The organism is Streptomyces sp. NPDC002669 (assembly GCF_042889165.1).
Taxonomy (GTDB): Bacteria; Actinomycetota; Actinomycetes; order Streptomycetales; family Streptomycetaceae; genus Streptomyces.
In genome coordinates, this window is record NZ_JBIAQQ010000015.1 from 36426 (window position 1) to 49644 (window position 13219).

11 protein-coding genes are annotated in these 13219 nt (G+C 70.4%); all 11 read right to left on the minus strand.

Annotated features, from left to right (window positions below):
• Positions 1-90: 90 nt before the first annotated feature.
• Positions 91-681 (minus strand): Uma2 family endonuclease, encoded by a 591-nt coding sequence (locus tag ACFYW1_RS22255; RefSeq protein WP_388995710.1) that lies wholly within the window; start codon positions 679-681, stop codon positions 91-93.
• 116 nt (positions 682-797) lie between these two features.
• Complete coding sequence (locus ACFYW1_RS22260) at positions 798-2075, minus strand: thymidine phosphorylase (RefSeq protein ID WP_266415185.1); 1278 nt, start codon at positions 2073-2075, stop codon at positions 798-800.
• A gap of 163 nt (positions 2076-2238) precedes the next feature.
• On the minus strand, positions 2239-2637 hold the full coding sequence (locus ACFYW1_RS22265) for a cytidine deaminase (RefSeq protein WP_388995714.1): 399 nt from the start codon (positions 2635-2637) through the stop codon (positions 2239-2241).
• Positions 2634-3899, minus strand: a complete 1266-nt coding sequence (locus tag ACFYW1_RS22270; protein ID WP_388995717.1) for an ABC transporter permease — start codon at positions 3897-3899, stop codon at positions 2634-2636. Before ACFYW1_RS22270 ends, ACFYW1_RS22265 begins: the two co-directional genes overlap by 4 nt.
• Positions 3896-5014, minus strand: coding sequence for an ABC transporter permease (locus ACFYW1_RS22275; protein ID WP_388995720.1), 1119 nt, complete (start codon positions 5012-5014; stop codon positions 3896-3898). Before ACFYW1_RS22275 ends, ACFYW1_RS22270 begins: the two co-directional genes overlap by 4 nt.
• Positions 5011-6594, minus strand: a complete 1584-nt coding sequence (locus ACFYW1_RS22280) for an ABC transporter ATP-binding protein (protein ID WP_388996102.1) — start codon at positions 6592-6594, stop codon at positions 5011-5013. Before ACFYW1_RS22280 ends, ACFYW1_RS22275 begins: the two co-directional genes overlap by 4 nt.
• Positions 6595-6842: 248 nt before the next feature.
• Positions 6843-7892, minus strand: a complete 1050-nt coding sequence (locus ACFYW1_RS22285) for a BMP family ABC transporter substrate-binding protein (RefSeq protein WP_356932379.1) — start codon at positions 7890-7892, stop codon at positions 6843-6845.
• A gap of 355 nt (positions 7893-8247) precedes the next feature.
• Positions 8248-9477, minus strand: a complete 1230-nt coding sequence (locus ACFYW1_RS22290; protein WP_388996105.1) for an amidohydrolase — start codon at positions 9475-9477, stop codon at positions 8248-8250.
• 578 nt (positions 9478-10055) lie between these two features.
• Positions 10056-11015, minus strand: coding sequence for a LamG domain-containing protein (locus tag ACFYW1_RS22295; RefSeq protein WP_388995723.1), 960 nt, complete (start codon positions 11013-11015; stop codon positions 10056-10058).
• Between the two features lie 176 nt (positions 11016-11191).
• A complete protein-coding gene (locus ACFYW1_RS22300) occupies positions 11192-12247 on the minus strand; it encodes a hypothetical protein (protein WP_388995726.1) in 1056 nt (351 codons plus the stop codon).
• An 11-nt stretch (positions 12248-12258) separates the two neighbouring features.
• A complete protein-coding gene (locus ACFYW1_RS22305; protein ID WP_388995729.1) occupies positions 12259-13191 on the minus strand; it encodes an N-acetylneuraminate synthase family protein in 933 nt (310 codons plus the stop codon).
• Positions 13192-13219 lie beyond the last annotated feature (28 nt).

The following is a 13219-nucleotide window of genomic DNA, read 5'->3' on the forward strand; positions in this document are numbered from 1 at the left end:
CCCCCGCCCGTGCACGACAACGGCCCGCCGGGACGGATTCCTCCGCCCCGGCGGGCCGTTCGCGTTCCCCTGTCGCCTCGGCAGCACTCCTCAACTCACCGGGAACACCCCGGTGTCCAGGACGAGCCCGAACGGCTCGGGCAGCGTGAGCTTCTCCCCGCACTCGACCGTGTCCAGCACCCGGTAGGTGCCGCCGTCGGGTTCCCCGTACAGCGTGGCGGTGGGGCGGCCCGAGTGCCACGGGTCGAGCAGCAGGAACAGCCCGACACCGGCCTTCGCGCAGCCGCGCACCTTGCCGATGCGGTCGTGGTTGGCATTGGCCTTCGAGGTGATCTCGACGACGAGGCGGGCCTCTTCGGCCGGAATGCGGTTGCCCGGTCCGGTCGCCATGACACGCGGTACGACGACGAGGTCGGGGATGTAGAGCCCGGCCCGGCCCGGTACCGAGACCCCGAGGGTCTGGTAGATCCCCCAGTCCTCCGGAATGACACTGTAGAGCTTGCGCTGCAGCAGCTCCGCGGTGGTGTTGTGGTCCTTGGACGGCGGTGGCGACACGGTGACGATCCCCTCGATGATCTCCACCTTGCAGCCCTCGGGCGCGTCCGTCTCCTCCCAGATCCGGACGAGGTCGTCCCATTCCCGGTCGTGGCCCGGAGCGGGGTCGCCGGTGGGTGCGCCCATGGCGGTTTCCTCCTGTCGGTGCGTCGCCTCTTGTCGGTGCGTCACCGAGTCCAGCATGCCGAACGGGACCGGCGGTGGTCCACCGGTCCCGTTCACCCGTATGGGAAAACCGCAGGTCAGGCGATACGTTCCCGCACCACGGGGGTGGCGGTGAAGGCCGTGCCCGCCGGGGCGATGTCGTACGCGTCGGGCAGGGCCTTCAGCGCGTAGTCGAACTTCTCCGGCGTGTCGGTGTGCAGCGTCAGCAGCGGCTGGCCGGCCGTGACCGTGTCGCCAGGCTTGGCGTGCAGCTCGACGCCCGCGCCCGCCTGCACCGGGTCCTCCTTGCGGGCCCGGCCCGCGCCCAGGCGCCAGGCGGCGACGCCGATGTCGTAGGCGTCCAGGCGGGTCAGCACGCCGGTGGACGGGGCCGTGACCACGTGCTGCTCGCGGGCGACCGGGAGGGTTGCGTCCGGGTCGCCGCCCTGGGCGGAGATCATGCGGCGCCAGACGTCCATCGCGGAGCCGTCGGCGAGGGCCTTCTCCGGGTCGGCGTCCTTGAGGCCCGCCGCGTCCAGCATCTCGCGGGCCAGGGCGAGGGTGAGGTCGACGACGTCCTTCGGGCCGCCGCCGGCCAGCACCTCGACGGACTCGCGCACCTCCAGGGCGTTGCCCGCGGTCAGGCCGAGCGGGGTGGCCATGTCGGTGAGCAGGGCAACCGTGCGCACGCCGCTGTCGGTGCCCAGCGCGACCATGGTGGAAGCCAGCTCGCGGGCGTCCTCGATGGTCTTCATGAAGGCGCCGGAGCCGACCTTGACGTCCAGGACGAGCGCGCCGGTGCCCTCGGCGATCTTCTTGGACATGATCGAGCTGGCGATCAGCGGGATGGCCTCGACGGTGCCGGTGACGTCGCGGAGCGCGTACAGCTTCTTGTCGGCGGGGGCCAGGCCGTCACCGGCGGCGCAGATGACCGCGCCGGTGGTGTCCAGGACGTTCAGCATCTCCTCGTTGGACAGGTGCGCGCGCCAGCCGGGGATGGACTCCAGCTTGTCCAGCGTGCCGCCGGTGTGGCCGAGGCCCCGGCCGCTGAGCTGCGGCACGGCGGCGCCGCAGGCGGCGACCAGCGGGGCGAGCGGCAGGGTGATCTTGTCGCCGACGCCGCCGGTGGAGTGCTTGTCGGTGGTGGGCCGGGAGAGCGAGGCGAAGTCCATCCGCTCGCCGGAGGCGATCATCGCGGCGGTCCAGCGGGCGATCTCGGTGCGGTTCATGCCGTTCAGCAGGATCGCCATGGCCAGCGCGGACATCTGCTCGTCGGCGACCTCACCGCGGGTGTACGCGTCGATGACCCAGTCGATCTGTTCGGGGGTCAGCTCGCCTCGGTCCCGCTTGGTGCGGATGACGGAGATGGCGTCCATGTGCTGGGAGTCCTTCCGGCCGGTACGTACGTGTGTGCGTGCGGTACGCGAGAGTCCCGAATGACTCTACGCGCATAGAGGGTGGAGATGGGAGTGGCCCTCCCGACGCGCGGGAGGGCCACGGTGGTCGCGGTGCGGGCGTCCGCCGCCCCGGGTGCCCCGGTTACTTCAGGTGCCCCGGGCCGAACGCCTGCGGCAGCATCTCGTCGAGCGTGCGCAGCCCGTCCGGCGTCTCCAGGATCAGTTCCGGGCCGCCGAACTCGTACAGCAGCTGCCGGCACCTGCCGCACGGCACCAGGATCTCGCCGGCCCCGTCCACGCAGGTGAAGTGGGTCAGCCGGCCGCCACCGGTGGCGTGCAGCGCGGAGACCAGGCCGCACTCGGCACACAGCCCGATCCCGTACGAGGCGTTCTCGACGTTGCAGCCGGAGACCGTGCGGCCGTCGTCGACCCGGGCCGCGGCGCCGACCGGGTAGTGCGAGTACGGCACGTACGCATGTGTCATGGCGGCCCGTGCGGCGCCGCGCAGCGCCGCCCAGTCGACCTCCGCGGCGGCCGTCACTTGCCCTGGCCCTTCCGGTAGACGAGACCGTCCGCCTTGGGCATGCGCAGCCGTTGCGCGGAGAGCGAGAGGACCAGCAGCGTCGTGACGTAGGGGGCCGCGTCGACGAACTGGCTCGGCACCTGGTCGGTCAGCGCGTACCAGGTGAAGAGCAGCCCGGAAACCGCTGCCGAGACCACCGCCGCCACGTACTTCTTCCGGTACAGCTGCCAGATCAGCACGGCCACCAGCAGGATCGCGAGCAGCAGGAGCATCGCGTGCACGTTCTCGGCGCCGCCGCGCAGCTTGAGGCTGTCGGTGAAGCCGAACAGGCCCGCGCCGAGCGCCATCCCGCCCGGCATCCAGTTGCCGAAGATCATCGCGGCGAGACCGATGTAGCCGCGGCCGCCGGTCTGGCTCTCCTGGTAGATGCCGGTGGAGACGATCGCCAGGAAGGCGCCGGCGAGACCGGCGAGACCGCCGGAGATGACGACGGCGATGTACTTGTACTTGTAGACGTTGACGCCGAGCGACTCGGCGGCGACCGGGCTCTCGCCGCAGGAACGCAGCCGCAGCCCGAACGAGGTGCGCCACAGCACCCACCAGGTGCCGGGGATCAGCAGCAGCGCGACGACGGTCAGCCAGGACAGGTTGGTGACCAGGCCGCCGACGACCCCGGCGATGTCCGAGACGAGGAACCAGTGCTTCTGCTGGATGTCCAGGAGCCAGTCCGACAGTCCGGGGATGGTGATGCGGTCGATCGCCTCGATCCGCGGGGACTGCTTGGACGAGCCGCCCTCGACGCCGTCGAAGGCGTAGTTGGAGAGGTAGCGGGTCGCGCCGACCGCGAGGATGTTGATGGCCACACCGGAGACGATGTGGTTCACCCCGAAGGTGACGGTGATGATCGCGTGCAGCAGGCCGCCGAGGGCACCGCCGATGATGCCGAACAGGACGCCCACCCACGGGCCCCACTGGAACCCGGCCCAGGCACCGAACCAGGTGCCCAGGATCATCATGCCTTCGAGACCGATGTTGACGACGCCCGCCCGCTCGGCCCACAGACCGCCGAGTCCGGCGAGGCCGATCGGGACCGCCAGTTCGAGCGCGCCCGCGACCTGTCCGACGGACGTCACGTCGTTGGCGCCGCTGATCAGGCGGACGAGTGAGACCAGTGCGAGACCGCCCGCGATGATCAGCAGGATGACGGGCAGGGTGAGCTTGCGGCGGCCGCCGCCCTTCTTGGGGGCGACGCTCGCGGCGGAAACCTGGGTTGCGCTCACAGTGCGGCCTCCTTCTCGGTCTTGAGGGCATGGCCGGCGGCGAGTTCCTCGCCGACCTTCTGCTGCTGGCGGCGGGTTCCGTAACGGCGCACGAGTTCGTAGCTGACGACGACCGAGATCACGATCAGCCCCTGCATGATCGTGGCGATCTCCTTCTCGTACCCGAACTGGTCGAGCGAGGCGGACGCCTTGTCCAGGAAGGCGATCAGCAGGGCGCTGAAGGCGATGCCGACCGGGTTGTTCCGGCCGAGCAGGGCGATGGTGATGCCGGTGAAGCCGATCCCGGTCGGGAAGTCGAGGCTGTAGGTGTGCGAGTCGCCCAGGAGCGTCGGCATGCCCGCGAGACCGGCGACGGCGCCGGAGATCAGCATCGAGGTGAGGATCATCTTCTTGGCGTCCACGCCGGATGCCTGGGCGGCGCTCTCGCTCTCACCCGTGGCCCGCAGGTCGAAGCCGAAGCGGGTGCGGTTCAGGACGAACCAGTAGATGATGCCGCAGGCGGCCGCGACGAAGGTGAATCCGTAGATCTCCCCCGCCTCCGCGCCCATGGACAGACCGGGGAACCAGGCGGACTCCGGGAGGTCGCCGGTGGTCAGGTTGTTGGAGCCGGCGGGCTGCACACCGAAGTTCTTCGGCAGGATCAGCCAGGCGATCAGCGCGGTCGCGATGGAGTTGAGCATGATCGTCGAGACGACCTCGCTCACTCCCCGGGTGGTCTTGAGGAAGCCGGCGATGCCCGCCCAGAAGGCGCCGACCAGCATCGCGACGATCACGATCAGCGCGATCTGCAGCGGTCCGGGCAGGTCGACGCTCGCGCCGACCAGCGCGGCCATCATCGCGGCGAGCCGGTACTGACCGTCGACGCCGATGTTGAAGAGGTTCATCCGGAAGCCGACGGCGACCGCGAGGGCGGCGAGGTAGTACGTACCCGCCTGGTTGATGATCAGGACCTGCACGTCGACGTACGCCGCCGAGTCGAGCATCAGCCGGTACGGCTCGAACGGGTTCTTGCCCGAGGCGAGCAGCACCACGGTGGTGAGCACGAAGGCGACGACCAGGGCGAGAACGGGGCCGGCGAAGCCCAGGATCAGCCGGTCCTTGTCGAATTTCTTCATCGGTCCTCGTCCTCCGGTGCTGCCTCGAGATGACCGGTGGCGGCGCCGGTCATGGCCGAGCCCAGTTCCTCCGGGGTGATGGTGCCGGGGTCGGCGTCGGCGACCAGCCGACCGCGGTACATGACGCGCAGGGTGTCGGAGAGCCCGATCAGCTCGTCCAGGTCCGCCGAGATGAGCAGGACGGCGAGGCCCTCGCGGCGCGCCTCCCGGATCTGGTCCCAGATCTGCGCCTGCGCGCCGACGTCCACGCCGCGGGTGGGGTGGGCGGCGATCAGGAGCTTGGGATCGTGGCTCATCTCCCGGCCGACGATCAGCTTCTGCTGGTTGCCGCCGGAGAGGGAGGCCGCGGTGACCTCGATGCCGGGGGTGCGGACGTCGTACTCGCGCACGATCCGCTCGGTGTCGGCGCGGGCCGCCTTGATGTCCAGCAGTCCGTGCCGGCTGTTGGGCCGTTCGGTGACGTGGCCGAGGATACGGTTCTCCCAGAGGGGCGCCTCCAGCAGCATGCCGTGCCGGTGGCGGTCCTCCGGGATGTAGCCGATGCCGCTCTCGCGCCGCTTGCGCGTGGGGATGTGGGAGATGTCCTGGCCGTCGAGGGTGATCACACCGCCGTCGGGGTTCCGCATGCCGATCAGTGCCTCGATCAGCTCGGTCTGGCCGTTGCCCTCCACCCCGGCGATGCCCAGGACCTCGCCCTTGTGGATGGTGAGGTCGATGCCGGCCAGCACGTCGCGCACCGCGCCGTCCGGGTCGGTCACGGTGAGCGCGAGGTCCTCGACGCGCAGCATCGCGACGTCCGTCACCGTGGACTCACGGGTCTCGGGAGAGGGCAGCTCGCTGCCGACCATCAGCTCGGCGAGCTGCTTGGTCGTGGTGGTGGCCGGGTCCGCGGTGCCGACCGTCGTGCCGCGGCGGATCACCGTGATGTCGTCGGCGACCGACAGGACCTCGCCCAGCTTGTGCGAGATGAAGATGACGGTCAGGCCCTCGGCCTTGAGCTCGCGCAGGTTGTCGAAGAGCGCGTCGACCTCCTGCGGCACGAGCACGGCGGTCGGCTCGTCCAGGATCAGGATGCGCGCGCCGCGGTAGAGGACCTTGAGGATCTCCACGCGCTGGCGGTCGGCGACGCCGAGGTCCTCGACGAGGGCGTCGGGGCGGACCCCCAGACCGTACGCGTCCGAGATCTCCAGGATCTTCTTGCGGGCCGCGGAACCGATGCCGTGCAGCTTCTCGCCGCCGAGAACCACGTTCTCCAGGACGGTGAAGTTGTCGGCGAGCATGAAGTGCTGGTGCACCATGCCGATGCCGCAGCCGATGGCATCGGCCGGGCTGCCGAACGTCACCTCGGTCCCGTCGACCGTGATGGTGCCCTCGTCCGGCTTCTGCATGCCGTAGAGGATCTTCATCAGGGTGGACTTGCCGGCACCGTTCTCACCGACGAGGGCGTGAACCGTGCCCTTGCGGATGGTGATGTCGATGTCCCGGTTGGCGACGACACCCGGGAAGCGTTTGGTGATGCCGTGCAGTTCTACGGCGGGGGGGCTGGACGCGTTGATGACGCACTCTCCTTGGCCGGACAGGAGCGGGGCGGAGGGGCAGGGGCGGGGTGAAGTTATCGCGCCGGAGGGCTGTCTACACGCGTAGCGCTGCCGAATCGTAAGACGCCTGTGCTCAACACGTCGAAAGACCGGGGTCGTGCCTCTGTGCTGGGAAGACGCTGTGACGGGCGGAACTTCTTCGGAACTTCTCGCAGGAACATCCCCCTGGGCCCGGAGCGGCGGTGTGCACGCTCCGGGCCCGGGGGAAGCAGCCGTACCGGCAGGTGCCGTTACGGGGTGGTCTTGACGGTGACCTTGCCGTCGATGATGTCCTTCTTCGCCTTGTCCACGGCGGCGATGACGTCGGTCATCTTGGTGAAGGCCGGGTTGGAGTCGGCCAGGCCGACGCCGTCCTTGTCCAGGCCGTAGCGGACCTCACCGGACTGCGGCTTGCCGTCCTTGACCGACTTGATCAGGTTGTAGACGGAGTCCGCGACGTCCTTGGTGACCGAGGTCAGGATCTGGTCCTTGTAGGCGGCCAGGCCCTTCTGGTTGTACTGGTCGGAGTCGACGCCGATGGCCCACTTGCCCGCCTTGGCGGTGGCCTCGATGGAGCCGGAGCCGGCCAGACCGGCCGCCGCGTAGACGACGTCGGCCTTCTTGTCGAGCTGCCCCTGGGCGGCGGCCTTGCCGAGGTCGGGCTTGGAGAAGCCGTCGAAGTTCGGCGGCTGGGTCAGGTACTGCGACAGGACCTTCACCGAGGAGTCGGTGTCCTTGACGCCCTGCTCGAAGCCGGCCTGGAACTTCTTGATCAGCGGGGTCTCGACACCGCCGATGAAGCCGACCGTCTTGGACTTGGTCACCTTGGCCGCCGCGACACCGGCGAGGTAGGAGCCCTGCTCCTCGTTGAAGACCATGTTGGCGATGTTCTTGCCGGTCACCGAGGCGTCGTCGATGATGCCGAAGGTGGTCTTCGGGAACTTCTCCGCGACCTTCTTGATGGCGGGGGCGTACGCGAAGCCGACACCGATCACCGGGTTGTTGCCGGCGCGGGCCAGCGTGGTGAGGCGCTGCACCTTGTCGGCGTCCGCCTCGCCGTCCGACGGCTCGGCCTCGGTGCCCTTGAAGCCGAGTTCCTTCTCGGCCTTGGCCAGACCGGCGTAGGCGGCGTCGTTGAACGACTGGTCGCCACGACCGCCGACGTCGTACGCGATGGCCGTCTTGGCTTCCTTGGAGTCGGAACCAGCATCCGACGACGTCTTACTGCCACAGGCCGTGGCGCTGAGTGCGAGCGCCGCGGACGCAAGGCCCACGGTGGCAATCCGGGTGATCCGGCGCAAGGGAAGGCTCCTTCAAACCTGACCGAAGCGCCTCTTCCGGCGCTGGTTTCGCCGCGATCGTAACGCGCGTAGATGTCAGATAAAGCCCCGTACGGAAGCCGTTATCGGATCGTCGCGAACGGGAGGTGACCGACCCGGTTACGGGTGGTTGCCATCGGGCGACACGGAGCCAGCGAACGACCGGACACCACCGTACCCGCCACGCGGCGGGGCCTGTTCGGGCGGTCGGGAAACGGGGCCGGGGCACCGCTTCCCGGCCCCCGTTCCCACCGCTCCTGCCGTTCCCGTCCGGTCGCCGCCCCGCCCGGCCGCCGCTCCCGCCCGGTCACCGCTCCCGGCCCTTCGCCGCAGCCGGTCAGTCGCCGCGGCCGTCCAGGAGTGCCGCCGCGGTGAACAGCTCGACGGCCACCGCGATCGCCTCCTCGTCCGCGTCGAAGTCGCCGCGGTGCAGGTCGAGGCGGGCGGTGTCGCCGGGGGTGCGGACGCCGAGGCGGGCCATGGCGCCGGGGACGTGCTCCAGGTACCAGGAGAAGTCCTCGCCGCCGAGGCTCTGCTCGGTGCTCTCGATCGACTGCGTTCCGCGGCGGGCGGTCATCGCGCCGGCGAGCAGGTCGATCATGGCGGCGTCGTTCACGACGGGCGGGACGCCCCGGACGTAGTTGATCACCGTCTTGGCGCCGTACAGCCCGGCCACCTCGTCGATCGCGGCGTGCACCAGGTCCGGCGCCTCCCGCCAGGCCGCCAGATCCAGGCAGCGGACGGTGCCCGACAGCTCGGCGTGCTGCGGGATCACGTTGCAGGCGTGACCGGCCTCCAGCCGCCCCCAGGTGACGGCGAGGCCGGAACGGGCGTCGACCCGGCGGGCCAGCAGCGCGGGCACCTCGGTGGCCACCTTGGCGGCGGCGGTGACCAGGTCGGTGGTCAGGTGCGGGCGGGCGGTGTGGCCGCCCGGTCCGTCGAGGGAGACCTCCAGCCGGTCGCAGGCCGAGGTGATCGCCCCGACCCGCAGGCCGATCCGGCCCACGTCCACCTTCGGGTCGCAGTGCACCCCGATGATCCGCCCGACGTCCTCCAGCGCCCCGGACAGGATCGCCTCGGGCGCCCCGCCGGGCAGCACCTCCTCGGCCGGCTGGAAGATCAGCCGCACCGGGTTCGGGAGCAGCCCCCGCCGGTCGAGGCCGGCGAGCACGAGGCCGGCGCCGAGGACCGCGGTGGTGTGGACGTCGTGCCCGCACGCGTGGGCCCGGTCGGGGACGGTGGAGCGGTACGGGACGCCGGTCTTGGTGTCCGGAATCGGCAGGGCGTCGATGTCGGCGCGCAGGGCGAGAACGGGCGGGGTGGAGTCGTCCCGCGTGCCCACGTCGCAGATGAGTCCGGTCCCGGTGGAGAGCACCCGGGGCCGCAGACCGGCCTTCTCCAGCCGGGCCTTGATGGCCGCGGTGGTGCGGAACTCCTGGTTGCCGAGCTCGGGGTGCATGTGCAGATCGCGCCGGAAGGCGATCAGTTCGGCACGCAGGTCCTCGGGCAGGGTGCCGGGCAGGGCTTCGCCCTGGACGGTCGGCTGGACATCGGACGCACAGGACATCAAGTGGTTCACCTGGCGAAGCGTACGACGCTTCCCCCTTCAACTGCCTGCGAAACAGCAAAGGTTCAGCCACGCGGACGAATATTTGGCCGCGTCGCAGCGTGTGAGGCGTCGGCACGGTGGGTACACTCGCCCGCTTCGTCCGGGAGGTACGAACCGGAACGTGTCGATCTCGTGGGCATAGCGGCGCACCGCGTACAGCAGCACGGTCGCAGCCGGGCCCTTCACGAGCCCGCCGGGGCTTCACCTGCTCAACCTTCAGCAATGGCTTCGGCCGTACCGACGCCCGGGCGGGGCTCCCGGGACCGGCGGGTGCGAGGGCGGCAGCGGTGGCCGCGCCCGCTTCGGGCAAACCTCCACGGCGCTGGTCGTGCGGAGGCCGTCCGCCTGTCCGGCAAAGACCCAGGTGAGTGACGGAGCCCTACTCGGTCGTGGTCGCTCGACCACGGGCCGCCCGCTCGGGGACGCCGGGGCGGGGAGCGCGGTCCGGACGAAGAGGTGACGCATGTGCGTGCCCAGGTCGGGGCCCCCTCCGCGACAGGATCGCGAAAGGGGCCCCGACCGGTAGGGCGGTGGCATCAACTGCCGGCCGGAACCTCGGTCGGAATGTCGAACCAAGTATTGGAGAGATAGCTGACCTGACTGCTGTTCAACGCTCCTTGGAAAACCCAGACGTCGTCGATCGTTCCGGCGAAGTACTCGTCCTCGGTGTCCGACATCGCACGTCCCACCTGCAGGGGTCCGTCGGCCCTGAACATCCGCACGTCGTCCGCCCAGGCGATCTCGTCCCGGCAGGTGCTGTCGTCCGGCTCGCCGTCCCCGTCGTCGTCGGGGCACCTGACGTCCTGGAGTATGCCGTTGACGTAGAGCCGGGCCTGCTCGGCGACGCTGTCGTAGACCACCGTCAGGTGGTTCCACTCACGGACGTCGTAGAACTCAGTGCTGCTGACCTGCCTGGTCGCAGCCCCTGTGCGGTCCGCTTCGGGCAGCGTCAGCTCCCAGCGCCCGTAGCCTTCGGAATCCTCGGGAGTCGACAGGAAGCGCAGGGCGAAGGCACTGCGCTTGTTTCCTGCGGCGTTGATCACCGTCATCGGCCGGTCCGACAGCTCGGACGCCTGAGCCCATGCGGTCACCGTGAAGCTCGAACTCGTGTCGACCGGCACGGCCGGGACCTCGGCGTAGGAATCGACGCCGTTCAGCCGAAGACCACTGGCGTCGATCCACCCCGGCCCGAGCTGCGCTCCCCCGTACAGGTTCATCGGCCCGGACTGCCCTGCGGAGTCCGGAGTGCTCACAGGTGCACCGGCGGTCGTCTCCTCGAACTGCCAACGCCCCTTGACTGCCTGCCCCTGTCCGAACTGCTGCGGCAGACCGGTCGTGCGGCCCGGACCGGAGGGCTTCGGCGAGATCCCCGCCGGGCTCCACCGGACGCCGGCCCCCCCGTTCGCCCCGGCTTCACTGCCGGCTCGCCCTGCCGCCGTCGCCTGCGGTGCCAGTGCCCCTCCCGCGACGAGGCTCAGCGCGGCAACGGCCACCACCCCGGCTCCTCTTCGACGGCGCAAGCGTCTCCACATGATCCCCACCCCAGCTCCACGAAGACGAAGATTCCCGGGAGAGGGAATCCCGCAGAACTCTACGCAGAGGCCGCCCGGTTGTCCGGACGATTCGGCGACTGTCGAGGGCTCCCCTCGGCCGGCGGCAGCGGTGACGGGGCCTACGCCTCCGTCACCGCCGTGGCGCGCCACGGGGCGAGGCGTTGTACGTCGCGGGCGGTTGCCGTGACGCCGCTCAGGAAGCCCTGGGCGCGGGGGGAGGCCGTGTCGCGGAGCCATTCCGGGGCGATGTCGCAGACCGCGACCTTCACCTCGGTGCCTGCCAGGGCGAGGGGCAGGGTGTGGACGACGGTGGAGGGAAAGCTGAGGACCGTGCGGCCGATCGGGCCGCGGCGGGCGATGAGTTCCAGGGGGAGGTCGGGGCGGACGATCTCCAGGCCGGTGAGGGCCTCCAGGGCGTGGAGTTTGTCGGTGGACTCGCGGCGGTGGGCGAAGTAGCGGGTGGCCCCGTGGGTGCGGGACAGGGCGGCGACGGCCTCCAGGTACTGGTCGCGGTCGACCACGCCCGTCTCGACGAGGGAGGTGCCGACCAGGTCCGCGCCCCTGGTGAGGCCGGGCGGGCCGAAGCGGGCGCGGGTCCAGGCGAAGGTGTTGGGGGTGATGGTGACGCCGGGCGGGGCCTCGACCGGCATCGCCGTGAAGACCTCGACCGTGCGGGTTTCGGACGGGACGAAGCGGCTGCGGGCGCGGGCCGTGACCGGGGCCAGGACCAGTTCGCGCGGGCCCGAGCCGCCCTTGCGGTGCCAGCGCACCAGGCGTTCGCCGCGGGCCAGCTGGGCGACGAACTCCATGGTGGCGGTGCCGTCGTCGACCACCGTGAGGCGGCGGGCCCGGACCATGGTGAGCAGGAGCTGTACGTACCGGGAGAACGGGTCGCCGATGACGACGTGGCGGGCCCCGCGGACGAGTCCGGCCAGGTCGCGGAGGCTCTTGAGGGGAGCGCTCGCGCCGCCGCGCGCCTCCTGCCAGCGGACGTGGATGCCCTCGTCGCGGGCCAGCTCCGCCATCCGGCGCAGCTGGCCGCGCGACATCGGGTCGACCGGGGGGAGGACGACGACCGTGATGTCCGTCAGGACCCGGTCGTCGCCTCCCTCTGCGTAGGCCCACTCCAGGACGTTCAGGAGCTGGACCGGGCTCTCGACGAAGGCGAGGTTCACCGGTCGGCCCGTCAGACCGCGACCGGCTCGGCGGCCGTGGCCGCCTCGCTCTCGGCGACGACGCCCGTGACCCGGCGGAGCTTCTTCATCGGGCCGAGCTCAGACTCGTACACCTTCTTGACGCCGTCACCGAGCGATGCCTCGATGGTGCGGATGTCGCGGACCAGGCGGCTGAGGCCCTGCGGCTCGACGGAGGCGGCCTGGTCGGAGCCCCACATGGCGCGGTCCAGGGTGATGTGGCGCTCGACGAACGTGGCGCCGAGGGCGACGGCGGCCAGGGTGGTCTGGAGGCCGGTCTCGTGGCCGCTGTAGCCGATCGGGACGTTGGGGTACTCCTGCTGGAGGGTGTTGATGACCCGCAGGTTCAGCTCCTCGGCCTTGGCGGGGTACGTCGAGGTGGCGTGGCAGAGCAGGATGTTGTCCGAGCCGAGGACCTCCACCGCGTGGCGGATCTGCTTCGGGGTGGACATGCCGGTGGAGAGGATGACCGTGCGGCCGGTGGCGCGCAGCGCGCGCAGCAGCTCGTCGTCGGTGAGCGAGGCCGAGGCGACCTTGTGGGCGGGGACGTCGAACTTCTCCAGGAAGGCGACGGCCTCGGTGTCCCACGGGGAGGCGAACCAGTCGATGCCGCGCCGGGCGCAGTGCTCGGAGATGGCCCGGTACTCGTCCTCGCCGAACTCGACGCGGTGGCGGTAGTCGATGTACGTCATCCGGCCCCAGGGGGTGTCGCGCTCGATGTCCCACTGGTCGCGCGGGGTGCAGATCTCCGGGGTGCGCTTCTGGAACTTGACCGCGTCGCAGCCGGCCTCGGCGGCGATGTCGATCAGGGCGAGGGCGTTGTCGAGGTCGCCGTTGTGGTTGATGCCGATCTCGCCGGTGATGTAGACGGGGCGGCCGGGGCCGGCGGTGCGGGTGCCGAAGGTGCGCAGGCGGGAGGTGTTCATGAGGTGCGTTTCCTTAGCTCGGATGACG